Below are 24,344 nucleotides of genomic sequence, written 5' to 3'. Positions count from 1 at the left end.
GAGGAAAGATGTCATGCTGTTGTGTAGAGTTCGTCATGCACTTGTAACCACCTCCGATGTAATACAAAGACAATCTCGTGACGCTTGCATGACACTGCCGAAACCCCCCGGCAGCTACGCTCGAAGCAGTCTTAATGAAGCCATTTCACGAAATCGATCGTACCTCGCTCGACTCCACCTCGTTACGAGAACAGATAGATGCGTACGGCTATGTCCTGGTCCGCAATCTCCTGCCACAAGAAATCCTGCAGGTCCTCTCCCGGGAAATCATAAGCATCCTTCACACCGCAGGATGGCTTCTACCCGGTAGCAACCCGAGCGACCGAATCGCCAACCCTAACGCCGCTTGCGCGGACGACGATCCAGCGTACAAGGACGTCTACGACCAGGTCTTCAGCCTGCCATCGTTCCATGCCCTGCCGCACCTCCCCCTCATGCAGCGCGTGATGAAGCAACTCGTTGGCGAGGAACTCCTGATTCATCCGAAATCGGCCGCCCGGCTGATCTTTCCAAACTTCGGCCCAGGCATCATTCACGCACACCAGGACCACACCGCCGTAGCAGGCGATACCGAGACCTTCACAGCGTGGTTGCCGCTGCACGACTGCCCTCCCGATCTTGGTCCGCTCCGGATCCTGGAGGGCTCGCATCGTTACGGCCTCCAACCCACCGCCGGTAGGACAGGCTACATCACCCCGGGAACAGAACGCGGTAGTGGCTGGGCAGGTGGTGCGATCCATTGCGGAGACCTGCTGATCTTTCATAGTTTGACCGTTCATGAGGCCGCGCCCAATCGTTCCAGTCAACTTCGCGTCTCGCTCGACTGCCGCTTCCAGAGCTATCTTCGCCCGGTCAATCCCGGTGTCCTGGTCTTCACAGGCTCCGGCAGGCGCTCATGGGAACGAACCTACTCCCTATGGCCCACCGATGACCTGAAGTACTACTGGAGATCTCTGCCGTTGGAGCTTAGGCCATCCCTGAAGGAGTTGTCAGAGCTCGCCCGAAACTCCGAGCGTCCGGAGATGCGCGAACGCTATGCCCGAATGCTCACGAGGATCGAGGCGGAGATGCCTCTTATCGCAACCTGACACACCCCTGGTCATCAACGACTATGTCAGCGACCAAGAGCATCCCGCTTCCAACAGCCGAGACGAATCGACGCCTCAAGTATGCACTGTGGACTGTGATGGCACTGGCGGCAACCTCCGTACTGTTCTACAGCGAGATACCTCTCTTCAGGCAGCCACAGGAGAAAGCACAACTCCACGCTCTTCGTTGGGTCCTTATCCCCCACGCAATTGCAGGAACCATAGCGTTCATCCTTGGTCCACTTCAGTTCTCCAGTCGGCTTCGTCGACGTCACACTCGGTTGCATCGCAACCTTGGTCGTCTCTATGCCTTCTCTGTGTCTCTGGCTGCTCCGCTGGCCATCTTATCGACCGCGCATGCGCACTATCCAAAGGCGATCTACTTCAGGATCGCCATCGCCATTCAGGCAGGAGCATGGTTCACGGCCACAGGCATCGGCATCCGCGCGGCAATGAGTCGCAATATCGCTGCGCATCGAACCTGGATGGTCCGCTCGTACGCGGTCACCTTTACCTTCATCGGTACACGCGTCCTGCAACCCATTCCCGCATGGAACCACCTCGGCCGTTTCTGGTTCGCCGTCGCCATTATCTGCATCACCTGTATGGCACTGCTCACACCGCAACTCGCCCGGTCAGGACGTCTTTTCGTTACTCGTCTCGCTGGACTGCTTTTGCAGGTGCAGCACCACCGGCAACCTTGACGGGGCGCGGAAGCCCGATCCTCCCATCCATTCGACAGAGCCTCCATGCTCCGCTGACGCAAAGCGCATCAACAGGGGCCGCAGAACCACCGCCGCAGCCATGCGCAACAGCCCTGCCCCCACACAGGCATGCGGACCAGCCCCCAGCGTCAACTGGCCGCGCCCGCGTCGAAGCACCTCCAGGTCGTTCGGACATACAAATCGCGCTGGATCGTGATTCGCCGCCACAATGCGAAGAATCAGCCGATCACCCTTGCGAAGAGAGACCCCCGCCAGAACCATATCCTCGGTAGCCTGCCTGCGCAGATATCGGCTCAACCCTCCATAACGCATCAACTCTTCGACGCCTTGCTCCATCAGCTCAGGCTTGCGATGCAGTAACGTCCATTGCTTCGGATAGTGCAGAAGCGCGTAGCATCCATTCGCAAGCAGACTAGGCAGCGTATGCGACAACGCGACAAACCCGGAGTCGCGTAAAGTCTTTGCCTTCGCATGAAAGCACGCCTGTAACTCTGCGGTTACCGCTCGCGCCTGCTCACGCAACCCATCGTCCGAGGGCTCAGCCGCCGAAGCCGAAACCGGAATCGCCAACTCTCTTAGACGTGCGGCATCCTTCTCGTCGACCTCCGTGACAATGGCGGCAAGCTGCAGGCACATGGGCTGCAGATAAGCTCCCACTAAGTCCACGACCTCGCGCTCCGGTAGCAAAGTAATCCGCTCTTCCACGAAGGGTTTCATCGTGTCAGACCATCTGCGAAGCTGCGGACCCGACAGGGCCGCAATCGTTTCCTCACGCATTCTTTCGAGAGTCCGCATGTCTTCGTCTGTTGCTGCTTTACTACCATCCATCACCATGCTCGGCGATCGCAGGGCCGCAAGCACATCGGCGTGCGTGGTCAGCACCCAGGCCCCGAGTGCGCCATCGTAGTAGGCCGGCTCACTCGCAGGTGGGATCGGAGAGTCAAGCTCATCGCTCTTCCAAGAAGGCATGGGTAACTGTCGCTCTTCGCGCATCACAACTCCACCGATAGTGTGCCAATCGCCCGGCCATCGGTTGTCACGCTGATGTCATCGCCTCATCATTCGGGTCTGATGTCACCTGAAGCGTGGCAAGCGTTTGACATTCGCATGACAACGCTTCCTGCGCGGCTGAATAGAGTGAGGAGACCAAGGCAGATGGCGACGCCCTCCAATCCCGGCCACTTAGCAGAGCTCTACTGGAACTCTGCTGCGGAGACCTATGAACAGGACTTCAGCGGCACGACCGTCGGGAAGATCCGCCGCGGCACCGTCCGGAAGGCGCTCGATCGCACCTTTCAGCCCGGACACCGTGTGCTTGAGTTGTGCTGCGGCACTGGCATCGACGCCGTCTCACTGGCACGTCGTGGCGTACATGTCGTTGCCTGCGATATCTCTCCGCGCATGATTGAACTCGCGCGGGCTCACGCAGCGGGGGAAGGCGTGTCTCCGCCACCCGACTTCCGCGTTCTCGCTGCGGAGCACCTCTCTTCGCTTACCGCGGAAGACCTCTTCGACGGGGCATTCTCGAACTTCTCCGGTCTCAACTGTGTCGCGAATCTCCATGACGTATCCGAAGATCTGGGGCCTCTGCTGAAGCCGAAGGCGAGCCTGGTCATCTGCATGATGGGCCGCTTCGTCCCTCTTGAGATTCTCTGGTTCCTTGCGCAGGGCAAGCCGAAGAGGGCCTTCCGCCGCCTTCTGACATCTCAGACCTATTCCCCCACAAGGGGCCTCATCATAAGGCGCCCCACGGTCACTCAGATTGAATCTCAAATGCGGCCGGCATTCCGCCTCGTCCGGTGGACAGGAATTGGCATCGTCGTTCCTCCTTCCTACGCCGAGTCTTTCGCCATGCGCCTTCCCCGTCTCATTCGGGTCCTCGCGACCATCGACCGCCGCATCGGCTCCCTTCCCCTGTTCCGCAACATGGCCGACTGCGTGCTCCTCGAGTTCGAACGCGAATGAAACCTCCCCGAAACTTCCGCAAGGCTCTTCGGTCCCGGCTGCTTGGCCATCCAGGTTACTCAACAGCACTTGACCTCCCGCTCCACTCCCCGCAGACGGAAGTCGCGGTCTGGCTTCACGGCATGGGTGAACCACGGGATGTCACCCATTGCCACTCCGTGGCATGTCCGATGCCGGCCTTCTTCTGCATCTCCTTCGAGAAGGGCGTGCCCGAACAATCCCTTGATAGCCCAGGCGTATCGCTTCACTTCGTCGAGCGCGCGGGGCAACGTCAAGTGCTCGGCAAAATCGATCTCCAATATCACAGCACGGTCGCTACATCAGGACCCGAGCTGCGGCTTTACCGCGCGACGGACTGCATCAGTACCTGCCTCCCGCGCCACCGTCGGTGGATACGATCCCTCTACTTCGCACACGAACGTTGGCAAGCACGCCGCTCCGGACGCCCGCAAATCCTGTCGCTCGATAACCGCTGCAACGAGGTTGTCTTCCTCTGTCCACGGCCGGTCGTCCTCGTCAGCCTCTTTCAGGCGGGCGCTGGCAACATCTTCCCACTCAACCTCATGGGCCGGGTCGGCGAGCATCACTTCGTCTTCGCCCTCAATGCGAGCAAAAAGGCTGGAGCCGCAGTGTCGAATCACTCCCAGTTCGCCATCAGCACCGTCCCGTTTGAGCAGGCGCAAGTCGTCCGCGACATGGGCGCGCATCACCATCAGACCTCGATCGACTTCGCCCACCTACCCTTTAGCCTCCATCCATCACCATCTCTCGGTATCCCTGTGCCTGACTTCGCTCTCACCGTTCGCGAGCTTCAGATAGAGAGTGCCCTTCCCCTTGGAAGCCACAACTTCTTCATCGCCCGCATCCTGGGCACGCAGACCCAAACGAGCGCCCCTGAGTTCCATCGCATTCACGGTATATACGCCGCCCGCAGGGAGCGCTTGTCGAAGGCATACCGCGACTCTCAACGTGCCGGGGCTGACGGACAATAGGCAAGGACATAGAGGACGGCGGTATGGCGGTGGTCCTGGCGGAGCGTCCTCGCTACGGGCGCAGTGTTCTCGCTGAGCTGTCCCTACAACGTGGGCTGGTCGAGGTCAGCTATCGAGATTAGGCACATGCGCCTTGGGAGCCGTACTGACGGTCTGATAGCAGCTAGCGGTGTAGGGCCGTTGAGAACATCAACGGACAATAATGCGCAATCGCGCAGCCATTCCCGGATACGAAAAGGCTTCAGATGCTGCCGTTTATGCGTCATTTTCGGGCTAGGGCAATCGATTGGCCGCCCGAAGCGTGATCTGTCTCCGAGAGGATGCGTGGCGTCGAAACCGGATCCTTCGTCTGGTCTATGTCCGTGACCAATCACATTTGGGCTTTGTTTCCAATCAGCGTTCTTCTCTCACCTCGTTGCGGCTCTCTGCCCTCTGTAGATCCTCTGCACATGACGCCGAGGTGAGTTTCGGCACGTGAGAATGGAGACAACATATCGCTTCGATACCTCTACCGTCAGAACACAGCGGGTCGAGAGACGAGGTAGCCGATAGCTACCAAGTAGCATATGCTCCGCTGACGGTGTCGAAAAGGCTGATAGTCAGCAGGGTCGGCACGTGATGGATCGGCGAGCGCTGAGCCGCATCCGGTTATTGAATATAATAAGCGGTAGCTATCCGGTAGGTATGAGCTAGCTAGTAAATTTATCGCTTATAGCTACTTTCTACCCAGAAAGTACCGTACAGGTACCAGACTTATACTCTCTACAGCGCCCGAAGCGCTCTAGACTCACTTGGAGGGGGATAGGATGTAGGGTAGAGGGTAGGTTTTTGGTAGCTACCTGCTAGCTTTCTTCTAGCATCTGTCGCCACACATGAATTGCACTCAGTAGACGAAACGCTCAATGGATTACCAAGGACATGTGCTTATGCAAGTAATCGTCTTCGCATCCAGTAAGGGAGGGGTGGGCAAAACGACGTCCGCTCTCTCGCTCGCCTCCGTGCTTACCCACCATGGGGCTCGGACCACGCTTATCGATGCGGATCCTAATGCGCCACTCGCGCTGTGGTCGAGCCGCTTTCCAGACGGGGTCCCCCACAACCTGACCGTTAAGACGGCCTTCCGCACGGATGTCGCGGACGTGATCGACGCCGCATCGGATCCGTACGTCATCGTGGATCTCGAAGGCAGCCGAAACGATGAGGTCTCGGTGGCGATCGGCCGCGCCGATCTTGTCCTGATCCCGATGAAGGGCAACCAGCTTGACGCGGACGAGGCTGTCAACGTCATCAAGGTGGTTCGCAAGCAGGAGACCATCTTCCGCCGCAAGATCCCTTTCCGCGTCTTTCTCTCGCAGACCTCTCCGGTAATCATGGATAAGGGCATGCGCGACATCTGTGACCAGATGCGGGAAAACTCCATTCCTATGCTGCAGAACGCGATTGTGGAGCGATCGGCCTTTAAGGCGCCCTTCCGGCTTGGCGGAACTATCTACGAGCTCACGGGGCGCGAGGCGAATAACCCGGAGGCCGCGATCGCAAACGCCGAGACCTTCGCCCAAGAGATTCGCGACATCCTGATCGGTGCCAGCATGCAAAGCGAGGTTCTCCATGTCTGATAACCAGCCTCAAGGCCGACCCGCGATCAAGCTCGACTTCACGACAGGCCTCGATAAACTCCCGCCGCGCCCCAAGATGGACGAGAGCACCACCCTGGCGTCCGTCACGGCAGGCCGTGAACTTGGCTTCTCGGGCCGTGCCGAACCCGCTCCTAGCCCGGCCCCATCCCCGTTCCTCGACGGCCGACGTCTCCGCAGCCGAGGCGCGAACACACAGCTTAACCTCAAGGTAACGGCCGAGGAAAAAGACGCCATCCTGCGGGATGCGGCCCGTTTTATCCACGATCCCGGCAGCCCTATCAACAACATTGGCGAGTTCGTGGTCTATGCTGTCGACTTCCTGCGGAGCCACGGCCGCCGCGCTGAGTAACGCACTTCCAGCCCGCTGCGGAGCAACCTGTGTCGGAGCCGCACAGACCGGAGTTGGGAGATCTTTCACCGCAGCGGGCTGGAAAGCTTTCAACGAAAGCTCCCATCACTATCAACATCATTCAGATCTCCGCAGTTCACTGGAAGAAATGTCTGTAAGTATCACATTTCATGCCGCCTGGTGGGCACAACTCCCTCACGCAACCAAAGCGGCTTTCCAGCCTACTGCGGGGGTGACAAGCGGTAGTGGCAAGAAGCACCCCGGAAACCGGTCTGGACTTGCCCCAACAGGCCATTGTGTTAGCGGCAGCAGTGGAAATCACCTCAGGTTGCGGTTTTGTACCCGGTTTTCCGCAGTTGGCTGGAAAAAATCCAGCTTTCACCTTGCATCCAGTCGAGTTCCGCAGCCGGGAGGAAGAAAACCCGCAGTAGGCTTGAAATCAGCCCGCAGTCCCATGGAACTTCCACCGCAGCGGATCGGAATTGCTTGCCGCACCCGGCTGGCACCATCTCCGCACCGCGCTGGAAATGTTCCCGCAGTGGGCTGGAAAAGATTGCCCTGTAAGCCCATATATTGCACCATTTCCGATGCACTTAAGTCTTTAGCTTGCTTTACAGTTTGCAACTCTTAAACAAGGATTACAGACAGCAATGCCATTCGGCGGCAGGAGCTCAGCAATGTCACGAAAGCCCGCAGGCACCCAAGCCACGCTTGTCACGATGCCTGATGCCGTCGACCTGATCCGGTTTGAGAAGAACCTCCTGCAGATCGGTTTCTTCGGAGCTCACGAGCGTCGCGGGAAGGCACTTGCCTCCCGCCGCCGCATCGAGCAGTGGGTCAATCGCGATGGGAAGAAGATCAAGGTGTCCGCCGAGTTCCGTTCTTCCGACGCCCTCGGCCTGCCCTCGACCTCGGACCGCGATAAGTACATGGCGTTCATGAAGCTCGCGATGGAGCAGAAGCTCCGCACCGGCGTCATCTCGAATCCGATCCGCTTCTCGGGTTATAGCCTCCTCAACATCCTGGGCCAGTGCGACTCGGGCGAGAACTACGAAGCCCTCAATAGCTGGGGCATGCGCATGGCGGATACTACGATCACCTCAGAGCAGGTGATTTACTCATCGCTCCGCAAGCGCTACATGAACAAAACCGTTCACGTCTTCCGCAGCTTCACACGTCTCGGTTCGAGCAACTTGGATAACTCGAACAAGATCGACATGTTCGAGGTTGAGCTCGAAGACTGGCTGCTCGAGAATCTCAACGAGTCCTTCGTGGTCCCCGAAGACTTCAACATGTACCGCAAGCTCACTCGCCCCACCGCAAAGGGCATCTTCGTTTATCTCTATCTCTGGTTCTACGCCAGCCAGGGCAGGGAAGTGGAGAAGGACTACAGCGAGCTCTGCGCTCTTCTGAATATACGGACGTACGAGCATGTCTCCAAGATTCGCGAGACGATGGGCCTCTCGCTCAACGAGCTGGTAGCTATCGGGTATCTAAAGTGCTGGGACATCAAGTCGATGAGCTCCAAGCAAGGCTACAAGCTTGTGCTTACGCCCGGTCGCGCCATGAAAGATGTGCTGGTGCTGACGCAGCGTAAGCAACTTGCTTTCGCTGCCGCCGCGAACGACGTGCCGCTCTCGGACTCCCGGGAACTGGCCCGCGTGGCCCTTGTGGAGAACGGAGTCAGTGAAGTGAAGGCGGCGGAGCTTGCTCGCAAGCTAGAACCCCAGGCGCTGCTCGACCGGGTCGAATACGTCGCGTTCCAGATCGAGTCCGACCGAAAGGGTTCCATTAAGAACCCCGCCGGATACCTCATTACGTTTGTTGAATCCGAGCAGCAGATCCCCTCCGCCTTCCGCACGCGCCGCCAAAAACAGGCGGAAGAACGCAACCGGTTCGAGCTCGAGGCACGCCAAGCCCGCGAGGCGGCCCAAGAGAGCGCACGCAGCCTCGCCCAGATGCAGCTGCAGGCGGAGTACGAGCGCTGGGTTGCGGTGCAGGTAGAGCTTGCATTGGTCCAACATCTTCCGGGCGAGCAGCTCACGGCCCGGCTGAAGCAGATTTCCAATCAACTGCGGAAGGATCCGACGGTTGCTACTCGGCTGGACCGGATGAGTGGGTCAGCTCGTCTTGCCGAGTTGACGCGTCGCCTGCACCGCGAGGTGGCCGAGGAACTTCAACTTCCGGGCCTCGACGAATGGCGCACGGCCAATCCGCAAGGAGACTTGTTCTAGCGTCACGGGCTTCGTCTCGGATGCTGAAATCCGAGTTCCGCGCAAGAATGATGACCTACTGCCAGGGGTTGAGGAGCGTCAGGCCGAGCTCAGCGAAGTCTCGGACGTTACGCGTCACGAGTGTCAGGTTGTGCTCGTGGGCGGTTGCGGCGATCATCAGGTCGGGTTGGGAGTAGGTGCGACCAACTTTGCGGCCCTCCTCGATGAGGAGCCGCCAGCGCAGCATCACATCCTCGGTCATATCGAGTACCCGGCCAGTGAACATCGGGCGGATTGTGTTTTCGAGCCACGCATTCAGGTCGGCGCGCAGGGCTGCGTCCTGCACGAGCGCAATGCCGAAACGGATCTCCGCGAACACAACCGTGCTGACGTAGAGCTCGTCGAGGGGGCAGCTTGAAACGAAGGCGATGACGCGAGGATCAGGCCTGGGCCGACGGAGCTCGGAGAGAACGTTGGTGTCGAGCAGCCAAGGCACTAGAGGGCAGCGTCACGCACGGGCATGGCGACGCGCGCAGGCTCAAGGCTGATGTCCCTGGCGGGCGAGGATTGCATGGCGGCGACAAGTTTCGCGCCGGTCGACGAGGATGCACGCGCACTTGCCGCCGGCAGGGCCTTCATCGCGTGGAGCAGCACGTCCTCCACATTTTGGAAAGCGCCGCTGTCGATGCGTTGCTGAATCATCGCTTCGAGCTCCGGCTGATGAATTTCAATGGTCATGGCCGCACCTCCCAAGTGCAAGGGTAGGAACTCCGCGAGTCGATGTCAATGACGGATGGGCGGGAAGGGAAGAGGTCCTACCGGAAGCGGCTGAATTGCCTCCAAATTGGTTTGTTTTGCGAGGTTTCTGAGGCATCGCCGTAATCGTGGTGTTCTAAACGGGTTAGCGGCGGTGATGAGCAAATTCCCAAGGTTTCACCAGACGCATTCTGGTGTGTAGAACGTGGGCCATTGTCTGGAAGATGCGGTCATGTTGCGGTTTTTCGCAAGTGGTATGTTTTCGCCCGGATCATGAATCTTTAGCAGGTCAAGGGGCGCCGGCGATCAGTTGCCGGTGCCCGACAGTGCGATGGTTTGCTTCGATCCGGTTACATTGCCGGTGTTATCCGTGAGGGTGATGATTGCAGAGCGAGCACCGGTCGCCGAGGGTGTGAAGAAGACGACGACGACGCAGCTATCTCCTGCCCCAACGCTCGTTCCACAGCTATTGAAGAGGCTGAAATCGGCTGCGTTGGTTCCGGAGAGTGCGACGCTTGCCAGGGCGAGAGGCGCGTTCCCGGTGTTGCTGAAGGTGATGTACTGACCACTGCTTTGCGTGCCGACCTTCTGGGCCGCGAAGGAGAGAGTGGTCGCGGATAGCTTCGCGACCGGCGTCCCTGTCCCGGTGCCCGTGGCGGTGAGGGTCTGGGTTGTGTTGACTACGTTGTTGGCGTTGTCGGTGACGACGACGTTCGCGGAGCGCGCTCCGACGGCGTCAGCAATGAAATAGAGCTCGATCTCGCAGTTTCCTCCTGCGGCGACACTCGGGGTGCAGGTATCGAATTCGACGAAATCTCCAGGATCGGCACCCGTGAGGGTGATGGACGAGACGCTGAGAGGACCGTTGCCGGTATTGGTGAGGATGGACTTGAGGGGGCTGCTCTCGGTGCCGACATTGTCGTTCCCGAAGGCGAAGGTCTTGACGCTGTAGGACGCCTGTGGGGTGCCTGCTCCGGTGCCCGTGAGGGCGACGGTCTGGGTGGTGTTTTGTACGTTGCCGGCGTTGTCGGTGATGGTGAGCGTACCAGTTCGAGAACCGGCCGCGGCCGGCTTGAAGGTGATGCCGATGGTGCAGGCCGCGGCGGGGGCGAGAGTTCCAGGGCAAGCCGAGGAGGTGGCGGTGAAATCCGTGGCGTTGGTGCCGCTGAGTTTGAGGGACGCTACGACGAGCGGACCCGTTCCGGAGTTGGTCAGCGTCACGTTGGTCGCGGCACTGGCCACACCAATGCCCTGATTGCCGAAGGCCACTGTTGTCGGGCTGACGGTTGCCGCTGGTACGCCGACGCCGGTGCCGGTGAGGGCGACGGTCTGCGGCGATCCGGTTGCGCCGTCCGCGACGGAGATCGAGGCGGTGCGCGTGCCGGACGCAGAGGGTTTGAAGGTGACGGTGATGGCGCAGGTTGAGCCTGCGGCGAGCGATGAGGTGCAGGCATTGGTTTGCGTATAGTCCCCGGTGGGTGTGACGGTGATGCCGGAGATCGTCAGGGCGGCGCTTCCGGGGTTGGAGACGGTGATGGTCTGCGTGGCGCTGCTGGCTCCGATGTTGGTGGAGGGGAAGGTCAGGCTGGCCGGGCTGAAGCTGATCTTCTGAACGCCCGTGCCGGTACCCGTCAGGGCGGCGGTCTGGACGCTTCCGGCGGTGTTGTTGGCATTGTCCGTCACGCTGAGGGAGGCGCTGCGGCTGCCTACGGCGGCGGGATCAAAGGTGATGGAGATCGCGCAGTTGGCTTTCGCGGCGATCGAGGTGCCGCAGGTATTCGTCTGCTTGAAGTCGGTGGCGTTTGTGCCGGTGATCGCCACAGACGAGATGTTGAGGGTGTCGGTTCCGGGGTTCGACAGGGTGATGGTTTGCGCGGCGCTCGTTGTGCCAACGCCCTGGCTGGAGAAGGTAAGGCTTGTGGGACTGAATGTGGCCTGCGGAATTCCGACGCTGAGACCGGTAACGGAGAGTGCCTGAGGCGACCCTGTTGCGTTGTCGGTGACCTGGATGGAGGCGGTCTGGGTGCTGCCCGCGTTCGGATCGAAGGTTACAGACACAAGGCAGTTGGATCCCGAAGCGATCGTTTTCCCAGTGCAAGCGTCCGACGCAATGGCGAACTCCGCGGTGTTCGTCGATGCGACCCTGGTAATGGTGAGATTGGCAGAGCCGGTATTGGTGACGCTGAAGGTGAGGGGCGCGCTCTTCGTGTTGAGGCCCTGGGAGCCGAAGTTGAGCGATGCGGGATAGAGAGCGACAGCGGGACCGCTGGCGATTCCAGTGCCGGTGAGGGTGATGACACGCGGGCTTCCGGTGGCGGCATCCTTCTCCGTGATCGTCGCGGTACGAGAGCCAAGCGATGCGGTCGCCGGGCTGAAGTTGACCGAGATGGTGCAGCTCTGGTGACCGCCGAGGGACTGACCGGAGCAGCCATCGCTTTCGATGAAGTCAGACGCGTTGGTGCCGGCGAGGACGACGGTGGAGATGGGGACGGTTGCGCCACTCTGGTTGGTGACATAAACGTATGCCGCGGGGCTCTTGGTACCGACGACCTGATTCTGGAAGGCAATGGCCGTCTGCGAGAGAACGATCTGCTGAGCGGCCGCGATGCCGGTACCGGTGAGGGCTATCTTGTGCGGATTGCCGGTTGCGTTGTCTGGGATGGTCAACGTGCCGGTGGTGACGCCGGTCTTCGTCGGCGAGAAGGCGAGAACGATCTGGCAGGTGTCGTTGGTGGACAGGGTGGTGCCGCTGCAGGAGTCGCTGACGAACGAGTAGCCACTCGTGACCGTTGAGGTCGCGATCTTCACGGGGAGGTTACCGACATTCGACATCGAGAACGTGAGCGTGACGCTGCCGTCACTCGTGGTGCCGACGACCTGAACGTCGAACTGGCCGCTGGTGGGCGAGACGACAACCTTCGATGATGCCGCGATGGCTTTGCCGGTGAGCGTGGCACTCAGAGTCTTGGTCGTCTTGTCCGCATAGGTAACCGGGAAAGAGATTGTCCCGCTCCTACTTCCTACCGCCGCGGGGTTGAAGGCTACCGTGACGGCGCAATAGCTACCGTTTGTTACCTGCTGGCCGGTGCAGCCGTCGTATCCGCCGAATGCGCTTGTGGTGTTGAAGTCTCCAGCGGTGGTCGATCCGATGACCGCATTGGTACCGGTGAGCGTTCCCACCGTGAAGGGCAGGTTGCCGGTGTTGTAGAGGTAGATAACCTGGGTGGCGTCGGCACCGTTGTTCGTGACGGCACCAACTGCCTCATCCGGGAAGTTGAGCGAAGCCGGCGAGAGGGTGGCAGCATCTTTGACGGCTATTCCGGTGCCACTGAGGCTCAAGGTAAAGTTAGCTTTCGCTCCGTTGCCATAGGTGACCGGAAGCACGACGCTCCCCGTGGCGCTTCCGGCCGCAGTTGGCGCGAAGACGACAGTGACATAGCACCTGCTGCCCGGAGCTACCTGAACTCCGCTGCAACCATCAGAGCCACCGGCCGCGCCGTCGACCGAGAAGACCCCGGTGGTACTGGCTCCGACGATGGTATTTGTTCCGGTGGCTGTGCCGATGGTCAGCGGCAGGTCGCCGGTGTTGTAGAGGTAGGCTGTCTGGGAGTTCGAGACTGTTGTCAAGACCTGTCCAGGGAAAGCGATTGCTCCCGGGCTCAGGTAGGCTGTGACGCTTACGGGTGGGGCGTATCCCGCGAGAGCGGCCGGGTAGGTCTTGCTGGCGGTGTCGGTGAAGGTCAGCGTTCCCGTGAAGTAGCCCGCGGCCGTGGGAGTAAAGGAGATGTGAACGGTGCAGCTATTGCCTGCCGCGATGGTTACGCCCGTGCATTGATCATTGCCGGCAGGGATGACGAAGGGAGCGCCTGTCGAGATACCCACGCTCTTGACGGTCAACGCCGCGGCCGTGAAGTTGTACAGGCTGAGCGCGCTGGTATTCGACGTTGTGCCGACGGTCTGCTGTGTGAACCCAAGCCCATTGGGGCTCAGTTCAACCGTGGATTGCGTGGCGACACCATTCCCCGTAAGGGCCGCAGTCTGGGTGCCGACGGAATCAACCAGGGTCAAGACTCCGGAACGCACGCCGGTTGCCGTCGGAGTGAAGGCGACGTCGATGTAGCAGCTTGTTCCCGGCTGGAATGAGTTGCCATAGAAGCCGCAGCTTCCGCCACTGACGCTGTAGTCGCCAGAGGCAGCGAGAGACGTGAGAGTGATGGCTTCACTTCCGGTGTTCCGGATATAGACGTAGTAGATGGTGCTCTGCACGGTCGTCGGGATGTTGCCGAAGCTGAGCGCGGTGGGAGTGAGACCGATGGCCGCAGTGGCGGTGACACCGCTTCCTGTAAGCGGAAGCGTGGCGTTGCCGCTGGAGCTGGCGACTACCATGGTTCCCGCGCGGGGGTTAGTGGTTGCCGTAGGCGTAAAGGCGATGTCGACGCCACAGGTACGCTGGGCCGCCAAGCTGAATGGCAGCGTGCTGCAGAGATTGGAGAGGGAATAGTCGCCTGTCGTTGTGACATTCGTGATGGTCACGGGCGAGTTACCGGGATTGACGATAGTGACATGCTGGGTTGCGCTCGCGGTCCCGAGCGCCTGATTGGGATAGGTGAGCGAAGCGGGTTCCAGCAAGACGCTTCCAGAGGCGGTGATGGCGGTGCCGGTCAGGTTCAAGATCTGCGTGCCACCGGCGCTGTCGACAAAGGTCAACGTGCCGGTGCGCGCTCCGACCGCAGTGGGCTGGAACTGCACGCGGACGCTGCAGTTCGCGCTCGGCTCAACACCCGAAGCGGAGCTTGGCTTGAGAATGGCGCCAGGGCAGTTCGTACTGGCGACAAGGTAATCGCCACTGATGAGGACGCGGTCGATTGTGACGGGCGCCGTTCCCGTGTTGAAGACGTAAAAGATCTCGGCGGCGCTGGGGACTCCGACCGGCTGGTCGGCGAAGACGAAGTTGCCGGGTGTGAACTCCAGGGCCTGACTTGCAGCGAGGCCTGACCCGGAGAGGGTGACTTTGTGTGGGCTTCCGGCAGCACTGTCATTGATGGTGACCGTGCCGGTTTGAGCCGAGGCCACGCTCGGCGTGTAGACGATGCCGAGGGAGCAACTGGACTGGGCCGCGAGCTGAATCACGGAGGTCGTGTTGTAGCAAGAGCCGTTCCTGATGGAGAAGTCGCTGGCGCCTGTCTGCCCCTGGGTAGCGATCGAGATGGAATAGATGCTGACCGGCGCTGTGCTGGTATTGGTAAGAGTGAGGGACTGCACGGCGCTTGTCGTATTCACAAGCTGCGTGTTGAAGTTCAACATGGTTCCGGACAGAGCGACGGTGCCCTGATTGCTGCCGACGAGGCCTGTACCGTACAGGTAGATGGTCTGGTTCCCGAAGCCATCGCCCTGAAGCGCGAAGGCCGCGGCGCGAAGGCCCGTTTCGTAGGGCATGAAGGTCACGCCAATCGTGCAGCTCGCGCCGGCAGCGAGTTGTGCGGGGCAGTTATCGAGCGCCTGGAAGTCGGATCCGTTTCCTTCGTTCGAGCGCACGGAGGAGAGCGCGATGGGCTGCAGGTTGACGAGAGACTTGCCGATGTTCGTCACGGTCAGTGTCGTCACGGGGCTTGCGCTGCCAATTGCCTGATCGGGGAAGTTGACCTGAGGAGAAGATATCTGGAGATAGCCCAGCGCGTAGGCTGTTCCGGTGACGGCAACGGTGGCGGGGCTGACGACTGCATTCGATGCAATGGACAAGGTCGCAGAGCGCACGCCTGCGGCGGTCGGGGTGAGCGCCAGGTTGAGCGTACATGTTCCGCCGGCCGGAATCGTGCCCGCGCAGCTATCCGTCTCGGAGAATTCGGTGGAAGGACTGAAGGTGATCGCGCTGATCGTGGCGGCGGTGCTGCCGAGGTTCCTGAGTATCAGCGGAACAGGGATGCCTCCCACCGTTGAACTGACCCCGACCGCTTCACCCTGGGTATATCGATCGAAGTTGAGTGCGATGGGATCGGCGACGATAGACGCACCGGCAGCGGAGCCGATCTTTGCAAGGTATGCGTATCCCGTGGAGGCTGGTATCGGCAGAGTGGTTGGGAGATCGCCGCCATTTTGAATATTCGTCGCCACGTACGCGTTACTTTGCGCATCCACGGCAATGGACGGAGTCACCGGCAAGGGAAGGCTGTAGATCGACTGGTACCCCGCTGTCAGACCGCTGAGATAAGTCGAATAGACGGCACTCTTTCCTCCGCCTGCGAGCTCGACGACGAAGGGCGCATAGACGCCCGCAGTGTTCGCGGCCTGGATCGCGTTCGTCGATGGAAAATCGACTGCCGAGGTGTAGCCGGAGACGAAGGAGACGCAGTTCGAAGAACAGGCGGGGACGAGGGCGATCGCGGTCGGCTGCACGCTTGTGGACTGGGTATCAAAGGCCCCGCTCGGGCCGCTTAGAAACGTGGAATAAAGAAGCGCAGTGCCAGCGGGATTTAGTTCCGCCGCATAGCCTCCGGGATAACTCGTCTGGTAGGCGCCGGAGGTCACGGGGAAGTCGTCTGCCTGAACGGAGCCGGTGACGTATGCGTCGCCTGTTGTGTCGATCGCGATGGCATTGGCCTCGCCAGGGCCGACGTACGCAGAGTAGACGAGGGCCGTGCCTGTGGGGTTCAGCTTGGTGACGAAGGCGCCATTCAGATAGCTGTCGGAATACTGACCGGCGTAGTTGAGCGCTCCGGTGCTGATTGGGTACCCGGCGTTCGAAACGACGGACAGGTAGGCGTTGTCGCTACTGTCGACTGCGATTCCAGTGGCGTAGCTGTTGATTCCGGAGGCCCCGACGAGTGTGGAATAGACGAGCGAAGCCGTGCCGCTCTTTGTGGGGTTGAACTTAGCGACAAACGCAGCATAGCTCACTCCGGGGAACGTTGTTAGATAGGCACCGGCGGTTACCGGGAAGTTATTCGAGCTCTCATAGCCGGTGAGATAAAAGGATCCCGACGCATCGACGGCTATGCCGCTGCTGTAGTCGTATCCGGTGGTGCCTCCGATATAGCTGAGGTACGTGGGCGCTCCTCCGGCTGCCGGGATGACAGCGACAAAGGGTATCTGGCGGGTCGTTGTGGGAGTCGTGAGAGCATTTGAGGTGGCGGGAAGCCCTGTCTGGCCGAATCCGGCGATGTAGGTCTTGCCAGCGCTGTCCACGGCGATGCCGGTGGGGTATACCGTCGCCGCACCTGAGCCAATTACATCATTGAAGATGAGCTTGCCGTTCGTGTCATATTTATTTACATAAAAGCCGCGCTGTGAGTTAGTCCCAGCGATGTAGGTGTTGCCTGCGGAATCTGCCGTGACCGCACCGACGTAGTAGTCGGCGTAGGTAAGATCCTGGGCATAGCTGAGGACGGGATCAATTGTGAGTTCGCGAGCGGGATCGTACTTGTCCAGGGTAAAGGAGAGGCGGAAGGCCCCTTGCTGGCTGTTCGGCTCTGCGAGTAATTTGTAGCTCGCTCCTACGGTTGTTTTCTCACCTGCGGAGTTGACCTGATAGGCTACGGGTCTGAGGAACTTTACCTGCTCTTTTCCGGTGGTGAGAATAAGGTCGCCCTTGCTATCGACGACAGCTTTGTCCGCACCGGTGAGGCCAAACTGGATCCTGGTTGGGTCCGCGAGTGGTTTGAGGTGGAGATCATATTCAAGCGAACCACCGGTACCGTAAAACAACAATCCCGTGCCTGGATAGATCTCGTTGTATTCCACACCGGCGTAGCGGGGTAAGTTGTTGTAGTTTTGAGCGCTGCCGCCGGGTGAGATATAGGTGGTCGTTCCGTCGAGCTTCGAGGATGGCGTGATTCTGGCATTGGAATCCATGCCAACGACCTTGAGAGAGATCATGTGGGCATTGTCGACTTCCGTTTGGGCCGATCGCTGAGGGAAGCGAAGGACAACCTGCCGCTCCTCGAGAGAGACGTCATAGCCTCTTCCTTGCGCCGTGAATCGCGACTCAGAGGCAGCCTGCCCTTTGTTTGGGATGAAGGCGAACTGCGATGCGCGTGCGTCAATCCTATTTCGCGAGGGGCTCGCCATTTGAGCAGGCAAGGGGGCGCGAGATACTTGTGCTTTAGAAACGCCGACGCACGTTGCAAGGCCAGCGAGGAAGATCAGTACTGTATGCCGCGAGTGCCGGCCAAGACCAAAGCTGATGCTCATAAAAACTCCTTCGTCGAGGCGCGCACCTGGAGTGAACGCGGTCGAGAACCAATGCACAAGGGATGTACCGTGTTTAGATGACGGAAGGACGGTGTAACTGGATTTCCTGTCTATCGTGAAAGCATGGGGCGAAGCGTATCAAACATCTTGCCGGCATCGTGTGCTGGTCTTGAATGTCCATGTTGTTTAGAGAAGCGACGCTGATTCGGAAGTCACCGGCTGGTAACCAACCGTAACCACCAGACCCAGCCGAGACCATCTCGGTTCGGAAGCGGTTTGCACACGACTTGCTGAACAAAGGGCCAGATCGCAACTTACTCTACGATCTAAGTCGGCAGTGAGTAAGGGATTGCCTTATGTGAACTATGAGCTTTGGCTCTCTTGAGTTGGCGACCAGGCGGAGACTTAGTTGTCTGATGTTTGTCGCGCGAGCGGGACTTCGAGTATTCGCTTTCATGAAGCGAATCTGATCACCTGCCACCAGCTTACAAGTGAAGCTGTGACCTTCCGGATCTTACGCATGGCCTCAACGCTTGTTACTGGATCTCGTCCCAATCCATCTATCTTGCCGCTCACGACTTAAGTGGACAAAGCCCAAGACGACGACCTGGGTCCGCGTGAAAGAAAAAGAAACTGCCTTAACCTTCGAGAAAAGTCAAGATTGAAGTGCATGTTTCGCTGGTGAACGGCGGAATAATTAACGTTTTTCCCTTAGTTAATCGATTGCCAAAATATGGGGAGTGCGTTTACTTTATAGCTAGACCAAAACAAATTTCACCCTTTCACCCTTTCAACGCTCCTGAATGGAGGTCTGTAAAGGGCTAGGTAATCCGCGACTATGCAGAACTGTGAGGAGATTACTGCTATGACATATTTCCATGAAGCTCTACGCTCGAATGAAGCCTGGTATGAGATTGTCTCAGTCTTTTACAGATCGGGTAGAGGCAAGATCATTTCGGCTCTATGCCATTCTCAGAATCACCCAGGCTCGTTGGTGGGCTCAGGTGACGGCTTGAGGCTTTGCTTTTACATCGCGGTACTAGCCTTTTTTGCTTCGACTTTTGCTCACGCAACAGTTTTTTATGTTAATAGTAAAGACGGCAATGATGCTCGCGATGGAAAGTCCCCAGCCGCAGCTTTCAAGACGTTGGCAAAGATCAACACGATCACCCCGCTCCTGGAGCCTGGGGACGAGGTCCTCCTGCATGCAGGATATCGATATACAGACGACTATATCCGCTGCGAAAGTCTAGTAGGGGCTTCGGTGTTAACTACGTTGAGCACGAATCCGCCTAGCTGTTCGGGTAGCTTGAGCGCTCCAGTCACCTTCAGTCGATACTCCGCAGGGGCCGATCCGATTATTGATGCCGCCGATCCTTTAACAGGTCTCGTGTGGAGATCCTTAGGAGATGGCGTTTACTCTACCCCTTTGGCTACGGTCCCGCAGAAACTCTACGTGGATGAACTGACAGAAACTCCTCAACTCGTTCCAGTGCCGAATTTTGTTGGTGACTACGATGGTAGCGGTGCGACCACATATCAGCCGTGGGATGCTGTCTATGATACCGCTGGCGAGGGCCAGTACTGGATGAATGGTGGCAACACCGCCCAGGGAGCTACGCTCGGAGTATTGGGTCTTGGCGGAGCCTGGGGTAGCCCTTACGCCGCAACTTCCGTATCCGATGGTTCTACGGCGCAAGTGTTTTTACCAAAGAACACTGGATTGGAGAACGTAAAGATCATTGGTGGCGGATCGGTCTTCTTCTCCTTGTATGGCGGAACCGATTATCCGTCTACCTTCGCCTTCTCCTCGTCCGGCGGTGGTTCCGTTGATGGAGTAGCGTGCGATGTCAAAGGAACCGTGCGGTCCGTTGCCGGAAAACCACTGAACACGATTACTTATACGGTCAACCGCGGATGCAGCTCGGTTCCGGCCATTAAGATATCGGCGGCAGCGGGCAGCGGACTGAAGTTCTTCGGGCGACTCGATGGCGGAAGTTTCTACTATGCTTCGAGATCCCAGAATGGCGCCCTGGCTCATGAGCTCTACGTCCATTTGGCTGATGGGTCCAATCCAAATGACCATGTGTTTTATGCGACACACAGACCTTATGGCGTTCTACTGCGCGGAGTTAACAACGTGAATGTGACGCACATTCAGTTTGCACATCAACTCAAGAGTGGGATTCTCTCTTATCCATTTGCGAGTTCCATACTTCCGGGAAAGTATTGGACCAACGAGAACATCAAGATCTCGTATGCTACGTGCTGGAATACGGGGGATACCGTCTACGACACGATCGGCTGGCAAGGTGGAACGAGCAGGACGGCAAATCTCGAGGCTTGCGTCGTGCTCAGGGCATCCGGGGATCTTAACCCCCATTTAGTTCGAGGAAACTCAATCACGGATAGTTGGTCCGGATTTATCGACTCGTACTATGGATCGCGTGGTAATGACGATCATGCTAATTTCGAGCTTTCCGGGCTAGATGGCACACAGACCATCAATGGCAAAGTAGTGAGCTATCCCGTTATTCAATACAGCTACGGACGGAGCCACAATACCGCGTGCATTCGATACGGTGTCGCCGGCCTTACCAGAAGTGCATACTTTCGGATCAAGGGTGGCATTGTCAGAAACAATGAGTGCACCGACAATGCAATTGGCAATATCTTCTTCGGAGAGACTGCGGGGGGACAAGTCTCACAGAATTTCATTCACGATAGCCTGGGAGAAGGTATCCAGGGAGGAGGATTTTCCACGAGTGTGGCTGATTCTTCATCCTATGAGGCACAGATATTCGACCATAACATTATTTCAAACCTGGGATTCGGCGCTACCCTTGTAGGGTACAACGGGATCGATTTGAATAATGGTTTTGAAGGTATCGCTTATCCTTATACCTCGGATATACACCTCTTCAACAATACGATTGTTAATACCGCAGCAGCTTGCGTGACGATGGAGATGAATATCGTCGCTACCCATATGCATGACAACGTGTGTATCCAGGCTTCGAATTATTATCCGTCAGGGTGGATGTGCCCGAACTGCAGTTCAACGATGAACTATTCCGCTGGGGTCTATCTTCGGCGGGCCTCCCTGTTGTATGGCAAGCCGATGGATTGGCACAATAATGCCTGGCAGAGTCAATATGTGCCGGAGCCAAGTTGGATCATCTACAACACACAGGGGGCACTTGATGGGTCCTGCAGCAATCTTGTGACGTGGCCTTCTGCACACAACTCGTCTGCTGTCTTGGATCACAGCTCGTTCTGTACGGCAACTCCGGAGTTCAACAGCCCTACAAGCGATGACTTTAGACTGACGTCCTCTTCCCCTTTGAGGCGCGCTGGTACAGATGGGATAGATATCGGGGCGATCCCCTATGGAAAGCCTATGTTTACGGTAGGACCTCGTCTGTAGGCTTTTAGTCAAGATGCAATGTGATGGTGAATGCCCGGGTTCGGATGAGGCCACTGGGCTCAAGCGCGCATTGAAGGCGCAGTTTTGAGCGGCAGGCGGTTCGGATTGTCCCGACAAGGGGGTTGCTGGTGGTAACGACTACCACCGGCAACCCCCTAATTCTGTGTCCTGCACCGCCGCCCAAACTTACTGATTGAGCGGTGACCCGGCTCAGCCTCTAGCACGTGTGGCTGGGAGTTCGCGCGACGTCGTGAAGACGCGCCGATCCCACGTCCGTAACTGCGCGTGCAATCTTAAGTAACATTGCGCCGAAACCTCTGGAGATGTCTCTCCGGCGGCATGTACGATTCGCCGCGTGAGTAGAACTTAGCTCTTGATGAGGTGGGGCCTTGTTTCCTATCCGCGGTATACGAGCAACTAACGCCGTCCATTTCAGACAATTCTTTCCTGACTTCGACCCCCGACAGCATTGCCTTGGACGCTTAGGCCTCCCGATTCGGTTCGCGCTCGTCCAATGGCGATCTCGACAGGTGACGCTCAACAAGGGTCTTGCGTTTCTCCTTTTTCTGGTTTGCTCAAGCATGGTGCATGCCACTACTTACTACGTCGACAGCAGGTTCGGGCGGGACACCTGGAATGGCCTGATACCTTCCAGAGCCTTCAAGACGATAGGGAAGATTAATTCCATCATCCCGCTTCTCAAACCGGGTGATCAGGTCCTGCTCCATGCCTCATACGTTTACACGGATGACTTTATTCGGTGTGAGAGCTTGGTGCCTTCGGATGACTCTACTACCCTTGCAACCGACCCTCCTACCTGTTCAGGAACTGCTGAGGCACCGATTACGTTTGGAAGGTATTCGCTGGGTCCGGATCCTATCATCGACGCAGCTGATCAACTCACAGGGTTAGTTTGGAGATCGCTTGGTAACGGGGTCTACTCCACGCAACTCGGCCTTGCTCCGCAAAAGCTCTACGTGGACAAGCTATCCGAGACCCCGCAGCTCATACCGGTGCCGAATTTCGTGGGGAATTATGACGCGAGTGGGAAGACGACCTACCAGCCGTGGGACTCGGTGCATAACCGGTCTGGTGGACTGTATTTCATGAATGGCAGTAACTCGACCCAGACGAACACGCTCGGGAGTCCTGGACTGACCGGGGCGTGGGTCAGCCCCTATGCGACAGGCTCAACGTCGGCCCACACTGACCAGATCTTCGCACCCACGAACACAGGGATAGAAAACGTGCAGGCCATCGGCGGAGGATCGATCGCCTACTCTTTGCATGGCGGAACGGGATACCCTGACTCCTTCACTTTCTCATCCTCTGGTGGCGGATCGCTCAACGGGGTTCCGTGCCAGGTCGCGGGTACGATTCTTGCCACTTCCGGCGTGCCGGTGAATGCCATCACCTATAGCGTCAACCAGGGTTGCAGCTCCATCCCGACGATCATGGTCGCGGCGCCATCCGGGAGCGGCCTACAGTTTTTTGGGAGGATAGACAGCGGCAGCTTTTATTACGCGTCGACCTCCCAGAATGGGGCTTTGGCGAACGAGCTCTATGTTCATCTGGCCGACGGCTCCGATCCAAGCACCCATACCTTCTACGCAACACACCGGCCATACGGGATCCTGCTGCGAGGGGTCAACAATGTCAACGTAAACCACATCCAGTTTGCCCACCAGCTCAAGAGTGGGATACTGTCGTTTCCCTATGCAAATTCCACCCTGGCTGGCCAGTACTGGACGAACGAGAATATCGCGATCTCGTACGCCACCTGTTGGAATACGGGCGACACGATCAGCGACACCCTGGGTTGGCAGGGAGCTCCAGGTGTAACAGCGTCTATGGAAGCGTGTGTGGTGTTACGCGCGTCCGGAGACACGAATCCTCATCTGGTCAGGGGAAATTCTATTTCAGACAGCCGGTCCGGCTTGATCGACATGTACTATGGGCGAGCTGATGACTTGCATGCTAACTTTGCGCTCTCCGGTCTGGACGGGACGCAGAGCGACGATGGCCTTACGACCTCGAGCTACCCCGTCATTCAATACAGCTATGGCCGCAGTCATAACTCGACTTGCATTCGCTATGGTCTCGGGGGGCTAAGCACTACGGGCACGTTCCTCAATCAAGGAGGAATCGTCAATAACAACGAGTGCACCGACAATGCAAACGGCAACGTCCATTTTGGAGCGATAGCCGGTGGCAGGCTTGCCTACAACTACATACACGACGCTCTCGGGCAGGGAGTACAAGGTGGTGGCTTCTCGACCAGTGATGTAGATCCAACCTCGTATCAGGCTCAGCTTTACGATCACAATGTCATTGTGAATCTGGGCTTCAGCCCGACACTGGCCTATTACGATGGATTAGACCTGAACAACGGAGTCGAGGGACCGAGCCATCCTTATAGCTCTGACATCCACATCTTCAATAACACCGTGTTCAATACGGCCGCTTCATGCTTAACGATGGAGATGAATATTGTCGCGACACACGTTCATGACAATGTGTGCGCTCAGGCTTCTTCGTTCTATCCTGCCGGATGGATGTATCCCGGTAACTCCACTGCGATCAATTATGCTGCGGGAATCTATATACGACATGCGTCCTTGTCCTATTCGGTTCCCATGGACTGGCACAATAATGCATGGGAGAACCAGTTTCTTGATGAACCGGACTGGATCATCTATAACCCGCAGCTAGCCGTTCAGGCAACATGCTCTACGCTTAGTAACTGGCCCTCAGAGCAAAACTCTGCCGCACCAGTTGACGCGACTTCCTTCTGCACAGCGGCGCCGGGCTTCACCAACTCGGCAAAGAGCAACTTCACGCTCCTACCCTCCTCTCCTTTGAGAGCGACAGGAACGGCTGGAGGGGATATTGGGGCTCTTCCCTTTGGCACACCTATGTTCAAGGTGGGCCCGCGTCTCTGAGGTCGGATGCCGGCCTTGAGAGGTTGCCGAAAGCTCAGAACTGGAAACACAAGAAGGATGTGC

General features: G+C 58.2%; 14 protein-coding genes. 10 read left to right on the top strand and 4 right to left on the bottom strand.

All coding sequences use genetic code 11. The annotated features are described in order from the left end of the window. Window positions 1-134: 134 nt before the first annotated feature. Together GRAN_RS23040 and GRAN_RS23035 are read left to right on the top strand one after the other, a co-directional pair. Window positions 135-1,088 (top strand): phytanoyl-CoA dioxygenase family protein, encoded by a 954-nt coding sequence (locus GRAN_RS23040; RefSeq protein WP_128915425.1) that lies wholly within the window; start codon window positions 135-137, stop codon window positions 1,086-1,088. A 23-nt stretch (window positions 1,089-1,111) separates the two neighbouring features. Continuing rightward, a complete protein-coding gene (locus GRAN_RS23035) occupies window positions 1,112-1,792 on the top strand; it encodes a DUF2306 domain-containing protein (RefSeq protein WP_128915424.1) in 681 nt (226 codons plus the stop codon). Here GRAN_RS23035 and GRAN_RS23030 read toward each other — a convergent pair. Next, window positions 1,724-2,782 carry a cytochrome P450 gene (locus tag GRAN_RS23030; protein WP_241655117.1) on the bottom strand — a complete coding sequence of 353 codons (1,059 nt, stop codon included), beginning with the start codon at window positions 2,780-2,782 and terminating at the stop codon, window positions 1,724-1,726. The genes GRAN_RS23035 and GRAN_RS23030 overlap by 69 nt on opposite strands. Window positions 2,783-2,968: 186 nt before the next feature. Between GRAN_RS23030 and GRAN_RS23025 the strand changes: the two genes are divergently transcribed. The 6 genes from GRAN_RS23025 (at window position 2,969) to GRAN_RS23000 (ending at window position 8,990) form a co-directional block, all read left to right on the top strand. After that, window positions 2,969-3,778 (top strand): class I SAM-dependent methyltransferase, encoded by an 810-nt coding sequence (locus GRAN_RS23025; protein WP_161571127.1) that lies wholly within the window; start codon window positions 2,969-2,971, stop codon window positions 3,776-3,778. Beyond that, on the top strand, window positions 3,775-4,770 hold the full coding sequence (locus tag GRAN_RS23020; protein WP_128915421.1) for a flavin reductase: 996 nt from the start codon (window positions 3,775-3,777) through the stop codon (window positions 4,768-4,770). Before GRAN_RS23025 ends, GRAN_RS23020 begins: the two co-directional genes overlap by 4 nt. A 926-nt stretch (window positions 4,771-5,696) precedes the next feature. Continuing rightward, window positions 5,697-6,386: a ParA family protein gene (locus tag GRAN_RS23015; protein ID WP_128915420.1), complete on the top strand. Its 690-nt coding sequence runs from the start codon at window positions 5,697-5,699 to the stop codon at window positions 6,384-6,386. Beyond that, entirely contained in the window at window positions 6,379-6,756 is a 378-nt protein-coding gene (locus GRAN_RS23010) for a hypothetical protein (RefSeq protein ID WP_128915419.1), read from the top strand. Before GRAN_RS23015 ends, GRAN_RS23010 begins: the two co-directional genes overlap by 8 nt. 245 nt (window positions 6,757-7,001) lie before the next feature. Next, window positions 7,002-7,187, top strand: coding sequence for a hypothetical protein (locus GRAN_RS23005; RefSeq protein ID WP_128915418.1), 186 nt, complete (start codon window positions 7,002-7,004; stop codon window positions 7,185-7,187). 246 nt (window positions 7,188-7,433) lie between these two features. Beyond that, on the top strand, window positions 7,434-8,990 hold the full coding sequence (locus tag GRAN_RS23000; RefSeq protein WP_128915417.1) for a replication initiator protein A: 1,557 nt from the start codon (window positions 7,434-7,436) through the stop codon (window positions 8,988-8,990). A 55-nt stretch (window positions 8,991-9,045) separates the two neighbouring features. On the opposite strand, the gene GRAN_RS22995 is transcribed toward GRAN_RS23000, so the two are convergent. From GRAN_RS22995 to GRAN_RS22985, 3 genes are all read right to left on the bottom strand, one after another. After that, the gene (locus GRAN_RS22995; protein ID WP_128915416.1) at window positions 9,046-9,465 is read right to left on the bottom strand and encodes a type II toxin-antitoxin system VapC family toxin; all 420 of its coding nucleotides are present in this window, start codon (window positions 9,463-9,465) and stop codon (window positions 9,046-9,048) included. Next, window positions 9,465-9,707 carry a hypothetical protein gene (locus tag GRAN_RS22990; protein ID WP_128915415.1) on the bottom strand — a complete coding sequence of 81 codons (243 nt, stop codon included), beginning with the start codon at window positions 9,705-9,707 and terminating at the stop codon, window positions 9,465-9,467. The genes GRAN_RS22995 and GRAN_RS22990 overlap by 1 nt, the downstream gene beginning before the upstream one ends. Before the next feature lie 324 nt (window positions 9,708-10,031). Further along, window positions 10,032-17,789 carry a beta strand repeat-containing protein gene (locus GRAN_RS22985; protein ID WP_479680605.1) on the bottom strand — a complete coding sequence of 2,586 codons (7,758 nt, stop codon included), beginning with the start codon at window positions 17,787-17,789 and terminating at the stop codon, window positions 10,032-10,034. Between the two features lie 988 nt (window positions 17,790-18,777). Here GRAN_RS22985 and GRAN_RS22980 point away from each other — a divergent pair. Beyond that, complete coding sequence (locus tag GRAN_RS22980) at window positions 18,778-21,339, top strand: hypothetical protein (RefSeq protein ID WP_128915413.1); 2,562 nt, start codon at window positions 18,778-18,780, stop codon at window positions 21,337-21,339. Between the two features lie 977 nt (window positions 21,340-22,316). After that, a complete protein-coding gene (locus tag GRAN_RS22975) occupies window positions 22,317-24,281 on the top strand; it encodes a hypothetical protein (RefSeq protein ID WP_128915412.1) in 1,965 nt (654 codons plus the stop codon). The last annotated feature ends 63 nt before the right edge of the window (window positions 24,282-24,344 follow it).

The sequence above is a fragment of the Granulicella sibirica genome (assembly GCF_004115155.1).
Lineage (GTDB): Bacteria > Acidobacteriota > Terriglobia > Terriglobales > Acidobacteriaceae > Edaphobacter > Edaphobacter sibiricus.
This window is presented reverse-complemented; position numbering and strand designations above follow the sequence as displayed.

Coding starts and splice junctions, on each gene's coding strand:
- GRAN_RS23040 (WP_128915425.1), top strand. CDS start 135: ATGAAGCCATTTCACGAAATCGATCGTACCTCGCTCGACTCCACCTCG.
- GRAN_RS23035 (WP_128915424.1), top strand. CDS start 1,112: ATGTCAGCGACCAAGAGCATCCCGCTTCCAACAGCCGAGACGAATCGA.
- GRAN_RS23030 (WP_241655117.1), bottom strand. CDS start 2,782: ATGCCTTCTTGGAAGAGCGATGAGCTTGACTCTCCGATCCCACCTGCG.
- GRAN_RS23025 (WP_161571127.1), top strand. CDS start 2,969: ATGGCGACGCCCTCCAATCCCGGCCACTTAGCAGAGCTCTACTGGAAC.
- GRAN_RS23020 (WP_128915421.1), top strand. CDS start 3,775: ATGAAACCTCCCCGAAACTTCCGCAAGGCTCTTCGGTCCCGGCTGCTT.
- GRAN_RS23015 (WP_128915420.1), top strand. CDS start 5,697: ATGCAAGTAATCGTCTTCGCATCCAGTAAGGGAGGGGTGGGCAAAACG.
- GRAN_RS23010 (WP_128915419.1), top strand. CDS start 6,379: ATGTCTGATAACCAGCCTCAAGGCCGACCCGCGATCAAGCTCGACTTC.
- GRAN_RS23000 (WP_128915417.1), top strand. CDS start 7,434: ATGTCACGAAAGCCCGCAGGCACCCAAGCCACGCTTGTCACGATGCCT.
- GRAN_RS22990 (WP_128915415.1), bottom strand. CDS start 9,707: ATGACCATTGAAATTCATCAGCCGGAGCTCGAAGCGATGATTCAGCAA.
- GRAN_RS22985 (WP_479680605.1), bottom strand. CDS start 17,789: ATGGCGAGCCCCTCGCGAAATAGGATTGACGCACGCGCATCGCAGTTC.
- GRAN_RS22980 (WP_128915413.1), top strand. CDS start 18,778: ATGACATATTTCCATGAAGCTCTACGCTCGAATGAAGCCTGGTATGAG.